The following is a 20,978-nucleotide window of genomic DNA, read 5'->3' on the forward strand; positions in this document are numbered from 1 at the left end:
CATGACCACCTCCCTGCTCTGGCGGCCACACCAGGCCGCCGTCCCCGTCGCCGGACGGCCCGGGGCATTCCCGGTCCGGCGCGTCTACTGCGTCGGGCGCAACTACCTCGACCACATCCGCGAGATGCGCGAGGGCGACGAGCGCGACGACCCCTTCTTCTTCCACAAGCCCGCCGACGCGGTCGTCCCCGACGGCTCGGCCGTCCCGTATCCGCCGCAGACCGAAGACCTGCAGTTCGAGGGCGAGCTGGTCGTCGCGATCGGGCGGGAGGGGGTGGACATCGGGCCGCAGGACGCGCTCGATCACGTCTTCGGCTTCGCCGCCGGCATCGACCTGACGCGGCGCGACCGGCAGCGCGAGTGCCGGGCGATGGCGCGGCCCTGGGAGGCCGGCAAGTCCTTCGACCACTCGGCGCCCTGCGGCCCGATCCTCCCGGCGCAGCAGGCCACCCAGACGCTCTCCGGTGAGCTGCGCCTGAGTGTCAACGGCGAGCTGCGCCAGCACACCAGCCTGAAGCTGATGATCTGGGACGTCCCGGAGATCATCAGCCACCTGTCCCGCTCCTACCGGCTCATGCCGGGCGATCTGATCTACACCGGCACCCCGGCCGGCGTCGCCCCGGTGCGGCCCGGCGACCGGATCCACGTCGAGATCACCGGCCTGCCCTCCCTGACCGTGACCATCCGCCCAGGAGACACCCATGCGTCCCAGTGAACGGCTCGCGTACGACCCCATCGAGGGGCGCCCCGCGCTCACCCTCCCCGACGGGGGACGGATGATCGTATGGGTCATCGTCAACGTCGAGACCTGGTCCGACACCGACCCCATGCCCCGGACCGTGCTCACCCCGCCCGCCGGCGGCATCCCCGCCCCCGACGTCCCCAACTGGGCCTGGCACGAGTACGGCAACCGGGTCGGATTCTGGCGCATCCTCGACACGCTGGACCGGCACGGCGTACGGGCCTGCCTGGCCATCAACGGCCAGGCCATCGAGCACTACCCCCACATCACCCGGGCGGCCCGCGACCGCGGCTGGGAGTTCATCGGGCACGGCCTGACGCAGAAGAACATGCAGAAGGTGGCCGACGAACGAGCCGACATCCGGGCCACCACCCGGGCGATCGAGTCGGCGACCGGAACCCGGCCCCGGGGCTGGCTGGGCCCCGGGCTGACCGAGACCTGGGAAACGCCGGACATCCTCGTCGAGGAAGGATACGAGTACGTCTGCGACTGGGTCCTCGACGACCAGCCCGTGGAACTGGCCACCCGCACCTCGCCGATCGTGAGCATTCCCTACACCCAGGAATGCAACGACGTCGCCATGATGCTGATCCAGCATCATGCGGGCCGCGAATACCTGCAGCGGGCGGTGGACCAGTTCGACCAGCTCTACGCCGACTCCAGCCGGTCCGCCCGGGTCATGGCCCTGGTGGTGCACCCGTACATCATGGGCGCGCCGCATCGCCTGAAGTACTTCGACCAGGCCCTGCACCACATCCGCGCCCACCGGGACGTCCAGGTGTGGACCGGCGAGCAGATCCTCGACTGGTATCGCCGCGCCCGCCCCGAGCCCGCTCCCGCTGCCGAGCCTGCTCCCGAGCCCGTCCCCGTTGCCGAGCCGGCTTCCGGGCGCGGCTCCATGGCGGCCCGCTGAGCGACCGCCGCCGCTCCCCGGCCCGCGGCGATGGCGGCCGGGGAGCGGCGGCGGCGCCGTACCGGAACCCACCGACAAGATCGTGCATGCAGAGTATGCTCAGCATATGACCGGCACCTTCGAATCGCAGCCCGGCAGCGCCCAAGCGGTGTACGCAACACTGCGCCGCCGGTTCGCAGAGGGCGAGTACGCGCCCGGCCAGCGCCTGATGGAGAAAGTGATCGCGGCGGAGCTGGGCGTCAGCCGCACACCGGTACGCGAGGCGATCGGACGGCTGCTGACCGAGGGACTGGTGGTGCCGACCGCCCGGGGCGTCGCGGTCGCGGCGCTGACCCCCCAGGAGGCGGAGCACCTGTTCGTGCTGCGCGCCGATCTCGAAGCCCTGGCCGCGGAGCTCGCCGCCGAGCGGCAGGCGCGGGGCCAGTTGGCCCCGGCCCGGATCGACGAGCTCGACCGGGCGGTGGAGAAGGTCGAAGCCGCGGTCGAGGCCCGTGACCCGCGGGCGTCCGCGCAGGCCAACCTCGCCCTGCACCGCGCCATCGGCGCGGCGGCCGGCAATCCCTTCCTCGAAGACGCCCTCCACCGGGTCTGGGACCGCATCGCCGTCACCACGGTGGCCAACCTGGACGACCCCCACTGGGCCGCCACCATCGGCGACCAGCATCGTGCCATCGTGGCCGAGATCCGCGCGGGCAACCCGCAGGCCGCCAGGCAGGCGGCCAAGTCGCACATCGAGGCGGCCCGCCGCGCCTCCATGAGCTGAGGGAGCGGGTCCCCGGGTGGGGCGTCCGGGGTGGGGGAGGGGGTAGCGTTCCGGTGTGGATCGGATCTTCACTGTCGATGAGGCGCGGGCCATGGTGCCCGAAGTGCGCCGGCGGGCCGCGGAGTTCGTGCGGGCGCGGGCCGACCTGGCCGAGCTCTCCTACGACCTGCGGATGGGGCGGCCCTCGCCGCTGGGCGGCCTGGCCGAGGCCAAGGCGTACGAGGCGCGCATGGACGAGATCCTGAGCTGGTTCGACGATCGCGGCATCGAGGTGAAGGGCGTGGCGCCGCTGCTGGTCGACTTCCCCGCCGAGCTCGACGGGGTCTCGGTGCGGTTGTGCTGGCTGGAGGGGGACGCCGAGCTGGCCTGGTATCACCGCAGCGAGCTGGGGTTTCTCGGCCGCCGGCCGCTGGAGTGAGCGATGGCGGAGCAGGCGCGGGCGGGAGGGCAGGCGGCGCTGGTCGGGGCGCGGATCACGGAGCTGCGCCGGCGTGCGGGCTGGTCGCTGTCGGAGCTGGCCCGCCGCGCCGGGCTGGGCAAGGCGACGCTGTCGGAGCTGGAGGCGGGGCGCCGCAATCCGACGCTGGAGACGCTGTTCGCGGTGACGTCCGCCATGGGGCTGCCGCTCAGCGCCGTGATCCCGCGGGCTGACGCCGAGGGCGGGTGGATGGACGAGCCCGCGGCGAAGCCCGGCGCGGTGGGTGCGGTCGCGCCCGAGGTCTCCGGGGCGGCGGTGGACGCCGTGCTGCTGGAGCGGTTCCGTGACGCGGGGATGGTCACCGAGGTGTACCGGGTGCGCATCCGGCCGGGGGCGCGGCAGGAGTCGCCGGCGCACGCGCCGGGCGTACGGGAGTTCCTGACCGTCTTCGCGGGCGTCGCCGAGGTGGGAGCGCTCGGCGCGCCGCTGCTCGTACGCGCCGGGGAGCACGCGAGCTGGGACGCCTCCGTCCCGCACGGCTACGCCGCCGCCGGGGCCGAGCCGGTCGAGGGCACGCTGGTGATGCGCTACCCCGAGGAGGGTTGACAGGAGGGCGTCCGCCTCGCATCGTTCCGTATATGGAACGACCGAACACGCGGTTCGAGGGCCTGCGGTCCTTCGACATCGACAAGGTCGCCGCGGCGGCCGGCGAGGACCCGGACGTGCTCCGGATGGAGAACCTGGACACCGACCTCGCCCCGCCGCCCGCCGCGGTCGAGGCGACCAGGGCGGCCGTGGGTGAGGCGCGCGGCAACAGCTGGCTGCCGTTCACCGGGCTGCCCGAGCTGCGCGCGGCCATCGCCGCCGACCTGGAGCGCAGGTCCGGCCGCCGGTACGACCCCGGCGCCGAGGTGGTCGTCACCTCGGGCGGCACCAGCGGCGTCCTGCCCGCCCTGTTCGCCGTGTCCGAGCCCGGCGACACCGTGGTGCTGACCGACCCGACGTACGCCGGCCTGCTCCAGCGGACCCGGCTCGCCGGGGCCCGGCCCCACCTCGTCCCGCTCGTCCCGGACGCGGCCGGGTGGCGCCTGGACCGCGACGCGCTGCGCGCCGCCGAGGCCGCGCGCCCGGCCGCACTGGTGCTGATGAGCCCGTCCATGCCGTCGGGCTGCGTGCTGGACGAGGACGACTGGACCGCGGTCGCCGAGCTGTGCGAGCGCACCGGGGCCGCCCTCGTCTACGACGCCGCCATGGAGCGCATCCTCTACGACGGCTCCCCCCGCCTCCACCCGTGCCGCTTCGACGGCCTGGCCGAGCGCACCCTGATCATCGGCTCCATGTCCAAGGAGTACCGGATGATCGGCTGGCGGATCGGCTACGTGGCCGGGCCGCGCCCGCTGCTGGCCCGGGTGGCCCAGGCGGTGATCTACAACACCACGGTGGCGAGCGGCTTCGCCCAGCTCGGCGCGGTCGCCGCGCTCACCGACCCGGCGGGCGGCGGGGTCGCGGAGGCCGCGGCGGAGTACCGGCGCAGGCACGACACCGTGCTCGCCCAGCTCGCCGGGCTGCCGGTGGTGCCCGCAGGCGGCGGCTGGTCCTGCCTGGTGGACGCCCGGCCGCTCGGCCTGACCGCGCCCGACCTGTCGGCCCGCCTCCTCGCCCACGGCCGCGTCGCCGCCACCCCCATGACCGCCTGGGGGGAACGGGTGGCGCCGCACTATGTGCGGCTGGTCTACAGCAGGGAGCCCGTCGAGCGCCTGGCCGGCCTGCGCGCCCGCTTCGACGCCGCGATCAAGGGCGCGTGACGGGGGTGCGCCGGGCGGACCGCATAATGTCGGGGTGACCACGGAACGTCCTGCCTGCTGTGCCCCCTCCATGCCCGTCGCGGCTCCGGCGCCGGTGCCGGTGCGCGCGGCCCGCGCGGGCGAGCCGCGTACGGAGGGCATGGTCGGCCTGCCGGGCGGGACCTTCCTGATGGGCGACGAGGACGGCACGGGGTTCCCCGCCGACGGCGAGGGCCCGGTGCGCGAGGTCACGGTCGGCCCGTTCCTGATCGACGCCTGCGCGGTCACCAACGCCCGCTTCGCCGAGTTCGTGGACGCCACCGGCTACGTCACCGAGGCGGAGCGGTTCGGCTGGTCCCACGTGTACGCCGGCTTCCTGCCGGGCCCGCTGCGCCGCGACTCCCCGAGGGTGGACCAGACGCCCTGGTGGTGCGCGGTGCAGGGAGCCTACTGGCGGCAGCCCGAGGGGCCCGGCTCCACCGTCGAGGACCGCTGGGACCACCCGGTCGTGCACGTCTCCTGGCACGACGCCGACGCCTTCTGCCGCTGGGCCGGCGTCCGCCTGCCCACCGAGGCCGAGTGGGAGTACGCCGCCCGCGGCGGCCTCACCGGGCGCCGCTACCCGTGGGGCGACGAGCTGACCCCCGGCGGCCGGCACATGTGCAACATCTGGCAGGGCACCTTCCCGGCCAAGAACACCGGCGAGGACGGCTACCGCGGCACGGCCCCGGTCACGGCGTACGAGCCGAACGGGTTCGGCCTGTACAACGTCTCCGGCAACGTCTGGGAGTGGTGCGCCGACTGGTGGAGCCCCGACTTCCACCTGACCGGCCCCCGCGTGGACCCCCAGGGGCCCCCGAAGGGCGAGGCGCGGGTGATCCGCGGCGGCTCGTACATGTGCCACGACTCCTACTGCACCCGGTACCGCGTGGCCGCCCGCACCTCCAACACCCCCGACAGCAGCACCGGCCACACCGGCTTCCGCTGCGCCGCCTCACCCGCCTGACCGCCACCGGCTCCACCCGCCCGCCCGGGGCGTCAGCGGCCGAGCCGGGCGCGCACCACCAGGTCGTGCAGCGCTTCGGCCGCCGCGGGCGCCTCCGGCAGGGCCGAGGCGTCGCGCGCGGCCTCCAGCTCCGCGGTGAGTGCGTCCAGGTCGCGCGCCAGCACGTCGCGGGCGGGTCCGCCGTCGAGCGCGCCGTGCTCGGCCTCGCGCTTGGCGGCCACGAGTTCGGGCAGGTACGCCGGGCCGCCGGCGTAGAGCCGGGTCAGGTCGGCCACCACCTCACCGCTGCGCATCAGGTGGATGCCGGTCAGCAGCACGCGGAAGGCGTACAGCAGGGGCTTGAGCTCCCCGGAGCCCTCGAACAGGCGGCGCTGGGTGCGGGCGAAGCCGAGGTAGTGGTGGGCGTGGTGCCGGGTCAGGCAGGCCGGCGCGAGCGCCGCCAGCTCCTCGTGCACCGGGCCGGTGCTGACCACCAGCGGTGAGAGCAACTGCTCCAGCACGTACCCGTTGCGGCGCAGCAACAGCCGGCAGAACTTCACCAGGTCGTGCGTGACCAGATCGACCTCCACCCCCTCGCGCGTCCACGAGCGGGTGATCGTCTCCTCGGCCGGCCGCAGCCCGATCACGTCCTCGACCGGCAGCACGTGCACGCCGCGCAGGTCCACGTCGGAGTCGCGGGAGGGGAAGCCGTACAGGTGGGCGCCGCTGACGGTCGCGAACGCCGGCCGGTGCGGCTGCTCTTGGGCGACCTCGCCCAGCCAGCCGGGCAGACCGGGCACAGCGGGCAGACTGGGCACACCGGGCAGACCGGGCAGGCCGGGCGGTGTGGCGGTCACAGCGCGGCCCTGCGCGCGTCGAGCAGGAAGGCGTCCACCCGGTCGCGGTCGGGGCGCTCGGGCAGCGGGCTGCCGGGGATCGCCGCGTGGATGCGCCGGGTCAGCTCCTCGCGCCAGGCCACGGCCTCCGCCCACGGGATCTCGCCCCGGCGCAGGGCGAGCAGCCGGTCGCGGTGCCCGCCCACCCGCACCATGGGCTCGCCCTCCGTCACCAGCCGCAGGCCGCTGAGCAGCAGCCGGATCATGTGCATCGCCTGCTTCCACTTGGGCCGCTCCGGGTCCAGCCGGCGGAACTGGGCGTCGGCGTACCCGCAGAAGGTCTCGTGCGCGCGGGCCGACAGGAACGCCCGGCGGATCGCCAGCAGCTCCCGCCCCGCGGGCTCGGCCTGCTCCACCATGGGCGACCACAGGCATTCGAGCACGGTCGGGTTGGCGCCGAGCGCGAGCCGGCAGAACCGCTCCACCTCCCAGGAGAACTGCTCGGGCAGCGGCCCCTCGATGTGCGTGGGCGGCTTGTCCAGCCGCCACAGCAGCTCGGTCGGCGGCACGAACACCCCGCGCCTGTCGGTGTCGGACGCCCCGGTCTCCAGCCCGTACGCCCGCGAGCCCACCACGACGCGCAGCACCGACCACTTCTCGATCACCTCGGCACCGGTCACGCTAGGAGACCCTAGCGGCCCCGGCCCGCCCCGGACGGGCCGGTGGAGCTCGGGCCGTGGCCACGTCCCGCGACCGATCGCCGCCACCGGCGGCCGAGGCCCTCCCGGCCGAGAGCCCCGTCCCGCCGGTCGAGAGCCCCCGGCCCGCCCGGGTGCCGACCCCGGCCCGCCCGGCTACCGACCCCGGCCCCCGCCGCTACCGAAGCCCTGCCGATACCCTCACGGCGCCCTGCCGATGTCCTCACGGCGCCCTGCCGATGTCCTCACGGCGCCCTGCCGATGTCCTCACGGCGCCCTGCCGATGCCCTCACGGCGTTCTGCCGGTCCTGCGGGGTCACCGGCCGGGGATGACCACCGCGTCCTGGTTGCCCGGGGCGTACACGGTGATGCCCTGCGGGAGCGACTTCAGCTTGTCGATCTCGGCGCAGGCGGGGCAGGTGTCGTACCCCTTCTGGCGGGCCCGGTTGGCCTCCGCCTCCGCCTCGGCCTGCGCCACCTTGGCCTTGGCCTCCGAGACCGCCGCGGCGGCGGCCAGCGAGCGGTCCACCGCCTGCTGCACCTCCGGCGGGAGGGTCACGCGGACGAGGTTGAACCGCAGCCCGGTCAGGAACTCCTCGCCGAGCACCTGACGCAGGTCGCGCTGGAGGGTGTCGTTGACGCCCTGCTGCACCTTGGCCACGTTGGCGTTGGTGCCGCGCGCCTCAAGACCGTCGGCTGTGCCCTCGACCAGCGCGCACGAGGGCACCAGCTCGGCGCAGCGCAGCGCGCCGACCTGCACCCGCAGCGCGTTGTCCACCACCGGCCGGATGGCCTGGCCGAAGAACGCCGACCAGCCCTCATCGCCCTCCCAGGCGTGCCTGGCCTGGTTGTCCTGGCCGCGGAAGGTGCGGGTGCCGAACTTGTCGTCGAAGCGCTTGAGGACCTCGTGGTCGAGGTTGAGCGTGAAGTACAGCGTGCCCTCGATGCCGAGGTTCACGCCGTCGCTGCTCGGGGTCGTCACCACGTCCACGCCCAGCGAGGTCGCCCGCTTCGGGTCGGCCGTGATCGTGTAGAACCGTTGCTGGGCGGGATAGGTGTGCGTGGTGGACCACAGCCCGGTCCAGGTCAGCCCCGAGCCCGGATCGAGCACCGCCCTGATCTCGCTGTCGTCGAACGGCCCGCCGTCACGCACCACCGCCACCTCGCCCGCGGCCGTGCTCTCGAACCCGCCCAGCGCCCCGATCAGGCTCGGCACCCCGAAGCCGACCAGGAGTAACCCGATCACGACCGCCGCTGCCTTGCGCCACATTCGCACAGCACCTCCGTCGGTGGGGGAGCGCCTTCGCCTTCACGGTAGGTTTCGTTGAACAATCCGACAAGTGAATTGTGGATTCGCGGCTTTCGTTCGTGTGCTCTCTCTCGCCGTTCGACCCGAGAAGCCCCGCCGAGGTTCGCATTCCGGACATGATTCTTTGCCTGGTGCAAGGGGAGGATGCGACCCGGGCACGCTGGAACACCGTCCCGACGGGTGCCCCGAGGTCGGCGGCATGGCCGACGTGGTGACGGCCCTGGTCGAGACGGGGGTCGAGCCCGAGGCCGAGCGGCTGCCGGCCATGCTGAGGTCCCGGGTCGAGGGCGACTACCTCCAGACCGCGGCGATCCTCACCCCGCCGATTGTGGCGGGTGGTTGTGCCGGGGGTTGGTGGTGTCCGGGGTGGGGTGGGGTGGGTGTGGCGGGTGGTTGTGCCGGGGGTAGGTGGTGTCCCGGGTACGGTGGGATGGGTGTGGAGGGTGGTCGTGCCCGGCGTTGGTCGTGCCCGGCACAGGGTGGGCGCTCCCGTCGTCGCGTCGCCACGGGGTGGGTGTGCCCGTGGTCGTGCCCGCCATGGGGTGGGCGCGTCCGGCGTCGTGCCCGCGGCCGAGTGTGAGGTGCGCGCGCTCGTCACGCGCGTCCGTGCACTGCGCCCTGCGTCCCGCGCGACTCTCCCCGTGCGCCCCTTCAGCAGGGCGGTCATCCGGACGCGTTTCGCGCCGCCGGCGCATCGGGCGGGGCGTGCTATGCGGGGGTGAGCTGGGTGGCGGGGGTCAGGGGGGTGAGGAGGTCGGCGGCGTCCAGGAGGGTGGTCGTCGTGGGGTCGAGGAGGGCCGGGTAGAGGGCGTAGACCTGGGCGCCGGGGGCCAGGGGGACATCGGCGGTGACCAGGGCGGCGAAGTCGGGGAGAGGGGTGTCGCCGGTGGGGGCCGGGGCGGGGGACGGGAGGGGGGTCAGGCGGGCGGCGAAGGCGGCCGGGGGCTCGCCGGGGGTGCGGCGGTGCAGGGTGGTGGTGCCGTCGCGGTGGCGGATCAGGACCTCCTCGGCGCGGGCGGCGGCGTGCCAGCGGGCGAGCTCCCAGAGGGTGACGTGGTCGCCCAGGCCGTAGACGTCCTCCATGGCCGAGGCGAGGCGGGCCAGGGAGCGGGCGTGGCGGTCGATGTCGTGGATCTCGCCGGAGACGCCGAGGTTGACGTCGGTCCAGCGCATGGTGCGCGACCACAGGTCGGCGACCAGGGGGAGCAGCACCTTGGCCGGGCCGGCGAGGTCGAAGCGCTGGCGTACGGCGCGGGCGTCGAACGCCTCGCCGTCCCCGCCGTCCTCTCCGAACTGGCCGGGCGGCGTCTCCATGAAGCCGGCGAAGCCGCGGGCCAGCCTCTCGAAGGGGACGTCGTTGTAGCTGAGCACCGTGGGCAGCACGTAGCGCCCGCCGAGGCGGCGTACGGCGCGTACGTCGAGATCGACGAACTCCGAGCTGCCGAGCGGCTCGGGGGCCGAGGTCAGGTCGCCCGAGTGCACCGCGGCCCTCGGGCCCAGGGTCAGGTTCGTGTAGTCGCACAGGCCGACGAACCGCCAGCGCTCGTCGAACACCGCCACCGACAGGTCGAGGTCCACCCGCTCGTCCGGGGAGTCGGCCCAGTGCAGGAACAGCCTGATCCGCTCGCCGCCGGGGATCGGCTGCACGCTGCCGCGCGGGATGCGGACGAGCGCCGCCGAGGCCGACCGCTCGGCGGCCGGGGCCAGCAGGTCCGTCAGGCCCTCGTCGAGCAGGGCCAGGCGCAGCGGCGGGAGGGCGGCGGCGCGGCGCAGCATCTCCGCCTCGATCGCGCCGGACACGGCGGCCACCGTCGCGGCGGGGATCGGCGGGCGCTCGTCGAGCACGCTCATCGCCTTCGCCGCGCCGCCGCGCGGGAAGAACAGGCGGGCGCCGCCGGGCGCGGTGCGCAGCCGGCCGAGTGCGGCGACGAGCACCGCGGGTGAGACGCGGGGCGCGGCCTCGGTGACCGCCGCGGCCAGGGCCGCCGCCGCGTCCGGTCCGTCGGCGAGGCGGGCCAGGTGGGCGAGGCGGCGGGCCAGCTCGCCGGGGCGGGTGCGGAGCAGGGCCAGGGCGGCGGGCAGGTCGCCGGCGCGCAGGGCGGACTCGATCCGGCGGGCGAACGTGACCGGCCGCAGGCGTACGCCGTCGAAGGCGAGCACGCCGGGGTGCCCGGCCGCGTGGTCCAGCATCGCGCGGGCGAAGGGGGTGCCGGTGCCGAGCGGGGTGCCGCGCAGCGCGGCGAACGCGAGCGCGGCCGTGGGGAAGCGGCGGTGGTGCTCGTGCGGGTGCAGCACCTCGGCCATGTGCACCCACGCCGCCCGGTGCCGCTCCAGGTCCTCCACCAGCAGGGGCAGGGAGAGACGGTCCAGGGCGGCGAGCAGCGTACGGCGCAGGGGCCGGGGGAGCGTGGTGCGGCGCGGCGGGCGCGTACGCAGGCCGGGGTCGCCGCCCATCGCCGCGTACAGGACGCGCAGCACGTCGGTCGCGGTGCCCGCGTGCCGGTCGAGCAGTTCGGCGAACCCGGCCGGGTCGTGCCGCAGCGCGACGGCGAGGACGGCGGCGCGGGTCTCGCGGACCGGGATGGCCTCGGGGAGCCACGAGGGCGCGGCGGGCCAGTGGGCGTCCAGCGCGGCCAGGACCTCGTCGCGGTCCTCGGGGCGGGGCGGGCTCTGCCGGGTGAGGACGGCGCGCACGATCGCGCCGGCCTCCTCCATCGGGTCCTCGCACAGCGACAGCAGGGTACGGCGCCGCGGGTCAACCGGGGGGCGGGCGTCGGCCGGCGGCTCGGAGGCAGGGCGGAGGAAGGGGTCGGCAGGGTCGAGACGGCGGTGGCAGATGGGGCAGGCGCTGTAGTCGGCGCCGTCCCAGCAGGCCCGGCACACCAGGTGGGCGCACGGCGCCACCGGGTGCACGGTCGCGACCCGCCCGCACAGCACGCACGGCTGCTCCGGCTCCTGCAGCAGCACGCTGAACACGCGGCGCACGTACAGCTCGAAGGTGTCGGCCGGGACGCTGCGGGGGAAGCCGCGGAACAGCGGCACGTGGTCCACCGCGCCGCCGAGCCGGGCCAGCAGGCCGCCCAGGAGGGCGCGGCCCACCGCGGGCAGCTCCCCGGCGTCCATGGCCGCCAGGCGCCGCCGGAGCGGGGCCGAGAGCACGAAGCCCAGCTCGAACAGGTCGGACTCCAGCGCGAGCAGGCCGTCGGCGGGCGCGGGGGCGTGGTTCAGCGCGCGCCCGCGCAGCCACTCGGGGGTGCCGCCGGGCAGTTCGGGCGCCGGCTCGCGCGCGAGCAGGGAGGGGGCGACGCGGCCGTGCCGGAGCAGCATCGCTGCGAGACGGTCCATCGCGGCCCCCCTTGCCGTGGTGAAGCGAAGAAAAGGGGGGCGGAGATCGGACGCGCTCAGGCAGTTTTACAGACTGGAGAAGGAAGCACGTCCAGGAGCCGCCCCTTGATCGGCCACGGTACCGGACCTGGACCTCGGTGTCGCGGTGATTTATCCCTTCCGGTGGCGGGCTCAGTTCTCGGCGCGGCCCAGCCGCCAGTAGCCCATGAAGGCCACCGAGGAGCGGTTCACGCCCGCGTCGCGGACGAGGACGCGGCGCAGGGTCTTGACCATGCCGGCCTCTCCGGCGAGCCAGGCGTAGAAGCCGTCGCCGCCCTCGCCGGCCGCCGACTCCCACAGGATGGCGGTGTCGATGTCCACGTCCTCCAGGTCCACCGGCGCGGGGGCCGCGGGGGCGGCCAGGTCGCGCACCGCGCCGGCCACGGCGGGGATCAGCAGGTCGCCGTGGGCCGCGCCGTGGGGGCGGGGGAGCCAGGAGACCTCCACGCCGGCGGGCGCGGCCAGCGGCAGCGCGTCGCCCGGGTCGGGCACTTCAAGCAGCACGCGTCCCCGTACGCCCGGGGGCAGCGCCGAGACGATCGAGCAGATGGCGGGCACGGCGGTCTCGTCGCCGGCCAGCAGCAGCCGGTCGGCGCCGGGTGGCGGGGCCCACTCCAGTGCCCGGGTGGAGCCCGCGCAGCGCGCGTTGGGGCCCACCACCACGAGGCGGTCGCCGGGCGTGACCCGGTTGGCCCAGCGGGTGGCGGGGCCGGAGTCGCCGTGCAGGACGAAGTCGACGTCCAGCTCGGCGGGGTCGCGGCGCAGGCCGCGCACGGTGTAGGTGCGCAGCGGGTTGCGCCGGTCGTCGGCCAGCGCGCGCCAGGCGCCGAACCAGTCGGGGGTGCCGTCGAGGAACCCGTAGCCGGGGTCCTCGCCGGCCAGGGGCAGGACCAGCTTGATCCGCTGGTCGAGCCCGTGGTCGGCGAAGTCGTCCAGTTCGCCGGTGAAGGTCACGCGCAGGAAGCTCGGGCTCAGCCGCTCGGCCCGCCGTACCTCGACATGGAAGGGGCGGTAGACGGGCTCTTCGCGGCTCTGTACGGCTTGTGGGCTGGTGACGCTCATCAGGCTGCTTTCGCTCGGCGATCTCGGATACCGCCGAACTTAGCTTAGCCTTACCTTTCTTTCAATATCCCGTGGCTCACACCGGGGTGCGTGCCTCCCTCATCGGGGCAGGGGCCGGGGCCGGGGCGGGCTCGGGCAGGATCAGGGCGCGGCAGTCGTTGATGGCCTCGGTGAGCATGGTGCGCAGCAGCGCGTCGGGGTCCTTCACGCACGCGTGCGCCACGCCCCGGGCCGCGAGCTGCACCGTGTTGGGCGCGGCGAAGCGGCGGAAGCCCCGGGCCGAGACCCGGATGCCCCGCCTGAGCTTGCGCGCGCCCTCGGCGGCCCGCGGGACCAGCGCGAGCGCGGCCCGGCTCTGATCCTCCATGCTGCCGGGCTCGCGGCCCTCCAGCTCGGCGAGCATCTGCTCGGAGGCGAGCACCGACACGGCCATGGCGAGCTGGAGGTCGGCGGCGACGACCGGCAGCGCCGTGGTCGCGCAGCGCAGCGCGATCCGGGCGTCCACCCGCAGGTCGTCGCTCGTCAGCCCGATCACCAGCGGGATCAGCGGGGCGAGCTTGTTGCGCTCGGAGTCCGAGGTGTAGTCGTTGACGAGCCGCGCCAGGCCCGCCAGCAGGGGGTGGGTGCAGGCCGGATGGTCACTCCAGCGCTCCCCCGCGAGATAGGACGCGAACTCCATGAAGCACGCGCCCTTGTTGGGGTTCCTGTGCCTGCCGCGCGACAGCACAGGAACCAGCGCGGGCATCTGAGTCTGGTGACTGTGCACGACACCCTCCAGTTGTTTGCGCGATATGTCCTCTTCCCAGTCTGCGATCCGCGTGGCGAGTACGCCAGAGGTTTGCCAGGTAACGGTATGTCCTGCCGTGGTTACACCGCGGCGGGATCGGGTAGCACGGTCACGCTCCGCGGCCGGACGAAACGCACGGTGCGCCCCTCGGCCGAGAACACCGCCCGCGAGAACAGGTTCTTGGTGACCGTCTCCGGGCCGGTGGCCGGCGGGGTGACGGTGAACGTCGCGGTCGCCGAGGCCCCCGGCGCGAGCGACGGCAGCCGCTCGCCGCCCTCCACCCGCCAGCTCGCCGGCGCGTCCAGCAGCAGCCGCACGTTGTCCCAGGTGGACACCGAGCCGTTGTGCAGGGTCACCCGCACCTGGAGCGGCACGCCGCGCGGGGCCTGCCGCCCGGCCGTCACCTGCATCCCGTACGGCAGGCGCGGGTCGTCGCCGACCGACGCGTCCATCAGCCCGTTCAGCTCGGCGGCGATGTCGGGCAGGGTGGCCGCCAGGTCGTTGCGCTCGCCCTGGTCGCCGTCGAGGTCGTACAGCTCGATCCGGCCCTCGGGGCCCGCGCCGGCGATGTTCGGGGCGAAGCGGATGGCCTTCCACGAGCCCCGGCGTACGGCCTGCATCTTGCGGGGCCGGTTCCAGAACAGGTAGTCGTGCCCGGTGTGGCCGCCGCCGGTCAGCAGGCCGCGGAAGGAGCGGCCGTCCAGGTTGGCCGGCTGCGGCACGCCCGCCATGTCGGCCAGCGTGGGCAGGACGTCGTAGGAGATCACCGGCGTGTCCTCCACCGCGCCGCGCCGGGGCAGGCCCGGCGACCAGGCGATCATCGGGACGCGGACGCCGCCCTCGTACAGGTTGCGCTTCACGCCCCGGAACGGGCCGCTGGACCGGAACAGCTCGGGGGTAACGCCCTTCTCGTGGTGCGGGCCGTTGTCGCCGGTGAACAGCAGCACGGTGTCCTTGGCGATGCCCAGCTCGCGCAGCGTGCGCACGATCTCGCCGACGTGCGCGTCGAGCCGGCTCACCTGCGCCGCGTGCCCCCGGTTGGCCCGGACCCACGGCTTGTCCTGGTACCTGCCGTAGCCGTCGGGAACGGCGCTCGGCGAGTGGGGCAGGATGGTGGGGAAGTAGAGCAGGAACGGCTCGTCCGCGTTGCGCCGGATGAACTCCTTGGCCCGGTTCAGGAACAGGTCGGGGGCGTAGACCCGCCCGCCCAGCTCCACGGTGCGGCCGTTCTCCCACAGGTACTGCGGGAAGTACTGGTGGGCGTGCTTGTGGGTGATGAAGCCGAAGAACTCGTCGAACCCGCGCGCGTTCGGGTGGGAGGGCTGTCCCGGTAATTCGGGGCCGAAGCCCCACTTGCCGATGCACGCCGTGCGGTAGCCCGCGAGCCTGAGCAGCTCGGCGAAGGTGAGGTCGGCCTTGACCAGGGAGTGCTGCTCACCGCCCTCCGGGTTCTCGCGCACGGTCGAGTGCCCGGCGTGCAGGCCGGTGAGCAGGGTGGTGCGCGACGGGGCGCACAGCGGCGCACCGGCGTACGCGCTGGTGAACCGGATGCCCTCGGCGGCCAGCCGGTCCAGGTTGGGCGTGCGTATCTTCGTCTGCCCGTAGCAGCCGAGCTGGCCCCAGCCGAGGTCGTCGGCGAGCACGATGACGAAGTTCGGCCGTTTCGGCAGCCTCGCCGCCGATGTCGATGCCGGCGACGACAAGGCCGGCGAGGCCGACGACGACGCCGGCGCGGCGGCGGCCCGCGCGGCGGGGGCGGCCCCGAGCAGGGGCAGGCTCATCAGACCGCCGGTGCCCGCGAGGAAGGCACGGCGCGTGGGGGAGGTGTCCATGGTCTCCGCTTCGCTTGTGATCCGCGCGGGAGTGTAGCGAGTGATCGTGAACGATGGGGCCCGGTTCCATTGACCGCGCTGTTGTAGTGTGACATTGTACTGGCCTCAAGGTCTTCGACCTGGGAAAACGCGTTCAGCGCATCACAGGGCCCCCAAGAAATCTGTGAGGTACCACCGTGTCCGGAACTCCGCTCCTCCTCCGCCGGGGGGTCGCCGCGGCCGCCGCCGCGGCGCTCGGCCTGGCGCTCGCCGCCTGCAACTCCGACGTGTCCCAGGTGAACTCCGGCGCGAGCGAGGCGCCCTCGGGCAAGACCGGGCCGGTGAAGATCGCGCTGCTGGCGTCCTCCAGCCAGAACGGTTTCAACAAGGCCGTCTACGACGGCGCCGTGGCCAAGGCCAAGGAGCTCGGCGATGTCGAGGTGACCATCTTCGACGGCAAGTTCGACAGCCAGACCCAGTTCAACCAGGTGCAGAACGTCGCCAGCCAGGGCACCTACGACGGCATCGTGCTGGTGCCCAACGACAACGTGGGCATCGCCGCCGCCATCCCGGCCGCCGCCCAGGCCAAGATCCCGGTCGTCACCACGCTGTTCCCGGTCGGCCCCAAGCTCACCGAGCTGACGCCGCAGGTGGACGGCGTGGTCTCCACGGTCGCGGCCGACACCGAGGAGAACTCCAAGAAGCTCGCCGAGGGCGTCGTGGAGTACTGCCGGGACAAGGACCCCTGCAAGGTCGCGATCCTGATCGGCCAGCTCCAGTTCCCCTTCGACAACCTGCGCAACAAGGCGTACCGGTCGGTGCTGGACCCGCACAAGAACATCAAGGTCGTGGCCACCGGCCAGGGCAACTACGACCGCGACACCTCACTGAAGGCGATGCAGAACATCCTCCAGGCCAACCCCGATCTCGACGTGGTGCTGTCCAACGCCGACCAGCAGACCATCGGCGCGCAGGTCGCGCTGGAGAGCGCCGGCATGGACCTGAGCAAGATGTACGTCACGGGCGGCGGCGGCAGCCAGGAGGCCGTCAAGCAGGTGCGCGCGGGCAAGTGGGCGGCCGACCAGATCGACTTCCCCAACAGCATGGGCAAGGCCGCCCTGGAGCAGGTCGTCAACGCCGTGCGCGGCAAGCCGGTCACCCCGGTCGTGGACGCCGACACCCTCGGCCCCGTCCCGGTCATCGTGACCAAGGAGGTGCTGGACCAGCACCCCGGCTTCAAGGGCGAGTGGGCCGACTGATGCCGGCGGCCACGCGAGAGGCGGTCGCCGCCGCGGTCCGGGGCCTGTCCAAGCGGTTCGGCTCCACCCAGGCCCTGGACTCCGTCACGCTCTCCTTCGCCGCCGGCGAGGTGCACGGCCTGGTCGGCGAGAACGGCGCGGGCAAGTCCACGCTCGGCAAGATGATCGGCGGCCTCTACCACCCCGACTCCGGGGAGATCGAGATCTTCGGCAGCCCGGTGCGCCGCTGGGACACCAAGCGCGCCCAGGACGCCGGGGTCGTCGTCATCGCGCAGGAGCTGTGCCTGGTGCCCGCGCTCAGCGTGGCCCAGAACGTCTTCCTGGGCCGGGAGCGCAGCACGTTCGGCGTCCTGCACCCCGGCCTCGTCCAGCGGTACGCCGAACTGGAGCAGGTCTGCGGGTTCGGCCTGCCGGCCGACGCGCCGGTGGAGAGCCTGTCCATCGCCGACCAGCAGAAGGTCGAGATCATGCGCGCGCTGGCCCGCGACGCGCGGATCATCGTCATGGACGAGCCCACGTCCTCCCTCACCGCAGACGAGGCCGCCCGGCTGCACGAGATCATGCGCTGGCTGCGCTCGCGCGGCACCACGGTCATCTACGTCACGCACTTCCTGGAAGACGTGCTGGAGAACTGCGACCGGGTGACCGTGATGCGCGACGGCCGGGTCATCCGCACGTCCGAGACCGCGACCGAGACCAAGTCCGGTCTGGTGGAGGCGATGCTCGGCGAGCCCGCCGACGTGCTGCTGCCCGAGCGTCCCCCGCCGCCGTCGCCCGAGGCCGATCCCGTGGTCGAGATGCGCGAGGTGTGGAGCGGCACGGCGGTGCGCGGGGTGTCGCTCGCGGTGCGGCCCGGCGAGATCGTCGGGCTGGCCGGCCTGGTCGGCAGCGGGCGCACCGAGATCGCGCGGGCGCTGTTCGGCTGCGACCGGGTGGACTCGGGGGAGATCCGCTTCTGCGGCCGTCCGGTCGGCGCCCGCTCCCCGCGCGCGTCCATCTCCCGGGGCATGGCCATGATCCCCGAGGACCGGCGCGGGCAGGGCCTGGTGCTGCTGCGCCCCACCTTCGAGAACGTCACGCTGCCGCACCTGCGCGGCTTCTCCCGAGCCGGGGTGCTGGCCCGGCGCGCGGAGCGCGCGGCCGTCAAGGAGCTGATCGACCGGCTGGGCGTGCGGCCCGCGCAGGTGGACGGCGACGTGTCGGTCTACTCCGGCGGCAACCAGCAGAAGGTGCTGTTCGCCAAGTGGCTGCTCGGCCGGCCGGAGTTCCTGATCCTGGACGAGCCGACCCGCGGCGTGGACGTGGGCGCCAAGGCCAAGATCTACCAGCTCATCGTGGACATCGCCGCGTCGGGCACCGCCGTGCTGCTCATCTCCTCCGAGCTTGAGGAGGTGGTCGGCCTGAGCCACCGGGTCCACCTCGTCCGCCAGGGCGCGCTCATCGGCGAGGTGCCCGCGGACACCAGCGTGGACGAGATCCTGCAGCGCCTGTTCGGGGTCGGCGAAGAGAGCAGAGGAGAGTCATGACAGCCAGCGCATCGGCGCGCCCCGCGCCGGCGGCACCGCCCGGCGTGCTGCCCTTCATCCGCCGCTACGCGGTGCTCATCATGCTCGCGGTGCTGTTCGTGGTGCTCAGCGTCTCGACCTCGTCGTTCCTGACGGTGACGAACCTGCTGAACATCCTCAACCAGAACGCGCCGCTGGCGATCATCGCGGTCGCGGGGACGCTGGTCGTCATCTGCGGCGGCTTCGACCTGTCCACCGGCGCGATCTTCAGCGTGGCCAATGTGGTCGCAGCCTGGGTCGCGGTCAACACCGGCAGCCCGGTGCTCGGGCTGCTCTGCGCGCCCCTGGTCGGCGCCGCGCTCGGCGCGGTCAACGGGGCCGCGATCACCCGGCTGCGCATCCACTCCTTCCTGGCCACCCTGGCCTCCAGCCTGGTCTACGGCGGCCTCGCGGTGCTGATCACCGGCGGCTTCCTGATCAGCGTGGAGGCCCCCGGGTTCACCGCGCTCGGCCGGGGCGGCATCGGCCCGGTCTACTACGCGATCGTGATCCTGCTGCTGTTCGCGCTGCTGGCCGGCTTCCTGCTGAACTACACCACCTTCGGCAGGTACGTCCTGTCGGTCGGCGGCAACGCCGAGGCGGCCGAGCTGTCCGGCATCCGGGTGGACCGGGTCAAGCTGTACACCTTCCTGTTCAGCGGCCTGGCCGCCGGCGTCGCCGCCGCGATCGGGGTCTCCCGGATCGGCAGCGGCCAGCCCCAGGCGGGCGACGGGCTGCAACTGCTGGCCATCGCCGCGGTCATCCTCGGCGGCACCAGCATCTACGGCGGCGTGGGCGCGATCTGGCGCTCGGTCTGCGGCGTGTACCTGCTCGCCCTGATCGACAACGGCTTCGACATCCTCAACGCCAACCCCTTCTTCAAGGACCTCACCACCGGCGTCGTCATCCTCGCCGCGGTCGCGCTGAGCGCCGCGAGCAAACGCAGATAGACGCCACAGAACCCCTCCCGACGATTGGAGCCTTACCAATGCGAGCGCGACGACAGCCCTGGCACGGGGTGCTGGTGGCCACGGCGCTGCCCATGGACGACGGTCTCGGCATCGACCTGGACCGGTTCGCGGAGCACGTGCGGTGGCTCGCCGCCGAGGGCTGCCACGGCGTCACGCCGAACGGGTCGCTGGGCGAGTACCAGACCCTCACCCCCGAGGAGCGGCGCGCGGTCGTGCGCACGGCCGTGGCCGCCGCCCCCGAGGGCTTCACCGTCATGCCGGGCATCGCGGCGTACGGCGCCCAGGAGGCCCGCCGCTGGGCCGAGGACGCCGCCGAGGCCGGCTGCCAGGCGGTGATGCTGCTGCCGCCCAACGCCTACCGCGCCGACGAGCGGGCCGTGCTCGGGCACTACCGGGAGGTCGCCAAGGCCGGCCTGCCGGTAGTGGCCTACAACAACCCGATCGACACCAAGGTGGACCTCACCCCCGAACTGCTCGCCCGCCTGCACGAGGAGGGCCTGATCGTCGGGGTCAAGGAGTTCTCCGGCGACGTGCGCAGGGCGTACCGGATCGCCGAGCTGGCGCCGGAGCTGGACGTGCTGGCCGGCTCCGACGACGTGACGCTGGAACTGGTGATCGCCGGGGCCACCGGCTGGATCTCCGGCTACCCCAACGCGCTGCCGCGCTCCTGCGTGACGCTGTACGAGGCCGCCGCGGCCGGCGACCTGGAGACCGCGCTGCCGCTGTACCGCACGCTGCACCCGCTGCTGCGCTGGGACTCCAAGACCGAGTTCGTGCAGGCGATCAAGCTGTCCATGGACATCGCCGGCCGGTACGGCGGCCCGTGCCGCCCGCCCCGGGTGCCGCTCACCGAGGAGCACGCCCGGATCGTGCGCGAGGCCACCGAGAAGGCACTCGCCGCCGGCTGCCGGTAACCCGCGCCCGGCCATGGCAGAGCCGTCCCTCTCCCTGGCCCCGATCGGGGCCAGGCGCAACGTGCGCGAGCAGGTCGCGCACGCCCTGCGCGCCGCGCTCGTCGCCGGGCACATGCGCCCCGGCGAGATCTACTCCGCGCCGGCGCTGGCCGCGAGGTTCGGCGTGTCCGCCACCCCCGTGCGCGAGGCGATGCTCGACCTCGCGCACGAGGGCCTGGTCGAGACCGTGCCGAACAAGGGGTTCCGGGTCACCGACCTGTCCGATCGGGAGCTGGACGAGATCACCGAGATCCGGCTGCTGATCGAGGTGCCCACCACGGTCCGCGCCGCGGGCGCCGCGGCCGCCCGCGACCTGGCCAGGCTGCGCCCGATGGCCGAGCGGATCGTGGCGGCGGCCGGGGAGAAGGACCTCATCGCCTACGTCGAGCACGACCGCAGGTTCCACCTGGAGCTGCTGTCGCTCGCGGGCAACGAGCACCTGGTCGCGCTGGTGGGCGAGCTGCGCGCCCGCACCCGCCTGTACGGCCTGACGCGCCTGGCCGACAGCGGCGAGCTGACCGCCTCGGCGCGGGAGCACCTGACCATGCTGGACCTGATCGCCGCCGCCGACCCGGACGGCCTGAACCGGCTCATGACCGCGCACATCGGCCACGTGCGCGGGAGCTGGGCCGGGCGGGACGAGCGGCGGCCCGCCCACGAGGGAACACGCCCATGAGCGAACAGGCCCATGACGGAGGACGCCCGTGGGAGAAGACCCCGTGGGAGAAGACCCCGTGGGAGAAGACCCCGTGGGGACGA

19 protein-coding genes are annotated in these 20,978 nt (G+C 73.7%); 12 read left to right on the forward strand and 7 right to left on the reverse strand.

Annotated elements, in window-relative coordinates; genetic code table 11:
• The first annotated feature begins 1 nt into the window (after position 1).
• The 7 genes from HNP84_RS06290 to HNP84_RS06320 all read left to right on the forward strand — a co-directional run bounded on the left by HNP84_RS06290 (position 2) and on the right by HNP84_RS06320 (position 5,626).
• On the forward strand, positions 2–715 hold the full coding sequence (locus tag HNP84_RS06290; RefSeq protein ID WP_185048383.1) for a fumarylacetoacetate hydrolase family protein: 714 nt from the start codon (positions 2–4) through the stop codon (positions 713–715).
• Positions 702–1,655, forward strand: coding sequence for a polysaccharide deacetylase family protein (locus HNP84_RS06295; protein ID WP_185048384.1), 954 nt, complete (start codon positions 702–704; stop codon positions 1,653–1,655). The genes HNP84_RS06290 and HNP84_RS06295 overlap by 14 nt, the downstream gene beginning before the upstream one ends.
• A gap of 106 nt (positions 1,656–1,761) precedes the next feature.
• The gene (locus HNP84_RS06300; protein ID WP_185048385.1) at positions 1,762–2,418 is read left to right on the forward strand and encodes a GntR family transcriptional regulator; all 657 of its coding nucleotides are present in this window, start codon (positions 1,762–1,764) and stop codon (positions 2,416–2,418) included.
• A 55-nt stretch (positions 2,419–2,473) separates the two neighbouring features.
• Positions 2,474–2,836 (forward strand): DUF2203 domain-containing protein, encoded by a 363-nt coding sequence (locus HNP84_RS06305; RefSeq protein WP_185048386.1) that lies wholly within the window; start codon positions 2,474–2,476, stop codon positions 2,834–2,836.
• Positions 2,837–2,839: 3 nt separating this feature from the next.
• A complete protein-coding gene (locus HNP84_RS06310; RefSeq protein WP_185048387.1) occupies positions 2,840–3,442 on the forward strand; it encodes a helix-turn-helix domain-containing protein in 603 nt (200 codons plus the stop codon).
• 32 nt (positions 3,443–3,474) lie between these two features.
• A complete protein-coding gene (locus HNP84_RS06315) occupies positions 3,475–4,641 on the forward strand; it encodes a pyridoxal phosphate-dependent aminotransferase (RefSeq protein ID WP_185048388.1) in 1,167 nt (388 codons plus the stop codon).
• Positions 4,642–4,711: 70 nt separating this feature from the next.
• Positions 4,712–5,626, forward strand: a complete 915-nt coding sequence (locus tag HNP84_RS06320) for a formylglycine-generating enzyme family protein (protein WP_185048471.1) — start codon at positions 4,712–4,714, stop codon at positions 5,624–5,626.
• A gap of 32 nt (positions 5,627–5,658) precedes the next feature.
• On the opposite strand, the gene HNP84_RS06325 is transcribed toward HNP84_RS06320, so the two are convergent.
• From HNP84_RS06325 to HNP84_RS06360, 7 genes are all read right to left on the reverse strand, one after another.
• The gene (locus HNP84_RS06325) at positions 5,659–6,462 is read right to left on the reverse strand and encodes a nucleotidyltransferase domain-containing protein (RefSeq protein ID WP_312923974.1); all 804 of its coding nucleotides are present in this window, start codon (positions 6,460–6,462) and stop codon (positions 5,659–5,661) included.
• Positions 6,459–7,121, reverse strand: a complete 663-nt coding sequence (locus tag HNP84_RS06330) for a nucleotidyltransferase domain-containing protein (protein WP_185048389.1) — start codon at positions 7,119–7,121, stop codon at positions 6,459–6,461. Before HNP84_RS06330 ends, HNP84_RS06325 begins: the two co-directional genes overlap by 4 nt.
• 334 nt (positions 7,122–7,455) lie before the next feature.
• Positions 7,456–8,409, reverse strand: a complete 954-nt coding sequence (locus HNP84_RS06335; RefSeq protein WP_185048390.1) for an SPFH domain-containing protein — start codon at positions 8,407–8,409, stop codon at positions 7,456–7,458.
• 747 nt (positions 8,410–9,156) lie between these two features.
• Positions 9,157–11,793, reverse strand: coding sequence for an MXAN_6230/SCO0854 family RING domain-containing protein (locus tag HNP84_RS06345; protein ID WP_185048391.1), 2,637 nt, complete (start codon positions 11,791–11,793; stop codon positions 9,157–9,159).
• A 171-nt stretch (positions 11,794–11,964) separates the two neighbouring features.
• A complete protein-coding gene (locus tag HNP84_RS06350; RefSeq protein WP_185048392.1) occupies positions 11,965–12,894 on the reverse strand; it encodes a siderophore-interacting protein in 930 nt (309 codons plus the stop codon).
• Positions 12,895–12,970: 76 nt separating this feature from the next.
• Positions 12,971–13,660 (reverse strand): hypothetical protein, encoded by a 690-nt coding sequence (locus tag HNP84_RS06355; protein WP_221335892.1) that lies wholly within the window; start codon positions 13,658–13,660, stop codon positions 12,971–12,973.
• A 101-nt stretch (positions 13,661–13,761) separates the two neighbouring features.
• The gene (locus HNP84_RS06360; protein ID WP_185048394.1) at positions 13,762–15,513 is read right to left on the reverse strand and encodes a sulfatase-like hydrolase/transferase; all 1,752 of its coding nucleotides are present in this window, start codon (positions 15,511–15,513) and stop codon (positions 13,762–13,764) included.
• Positions 15,514–15,689: 176 nt separating this feature from the next.
• On the opposite strand from HNP84_RS06360, the gene HNP84_RS06365 reads away from it, so the two are divergent.
• From HNP84_RS06365 to HNP84_RS06385, 5 genes are read left to right on the forward strand one after another with little or no spacing between them, the layout of a single operon-like run.
• Positions 15,690–16,751, forward strand: a complete 1,062-nt coding sequence (locus HNP84_RS06365; RefSeq protein WP_185048395.1) for a sugar ABC transporter substrate-binding protein — start codon at positions 15,690–15,692, stop codon at positions 16,749–16,751.
• The gene (locus tag HNP84_RS06370; protein WP_185048396.1) at positions 16,751–18,277 is read left to right on the forward strand and encodes a sugar ABC transporter ATP-binding protein; all 1,527 of its coding nucleotides are present in this window, start codon (positions 16,751–16,753) and stop codon (positions 18,275–18,277) included. Before HNP84_RS06365 ends, HNP84_RS06370 begins: the two co-directional genes overlap by 1 nt.
• Complete coding sequence (locus tag HNP84_RS06375) at positions 18,274–19,245, forward strand: ABC transporter permease (protein WP_185048397.1); 972 nt, start codon at positions 18,274–18,276, stop codon at positions 19,243–19,245. Before HNP84_RS06370 ends, HNP84_RS06375 begins: the two co-directional genes overlap by 4 nt.
• A 38-nt stretch (positions 19,246–19,283) precedes the next feature.
• Positions 19,284–20,180: a dihydrodipicolinate synthase family protein gene (locus tag HNP84_RS06380; RefSeq protein WP_185048398.1), complete on the forward strand. Its 897-nt coding sequence runs from the start codon at positions 19,284–19,286 to the stop codon at positions 20,178–20,180.
• 13 nt (positions 20,181–20,193) lie between these two features.
• Positions 20,194–20,895 (forward strand): GntR family transcriptional regulator, encoded by a 702-nt coding sequence (locus tag HNP84_RS06385; protein ID WP_185048399.1) that lies wholly within the window; start codon positions 20,194–20,196, stop codon positions 20,893–20,895.
• Positions 20,896–20,978: the final 83 nt, after the last annotated feature.

This window comes from Thermocatellispora tengchongensis (genome assembly GCF_014202315.1).
Taxonomy (GTDB): Bacteria; Actinomycetota; Actinomycetes; order Streptosporangiales; family Streptosporangiaceae; genus Thermocatellispora; species Thermocatellispora tengchongensis.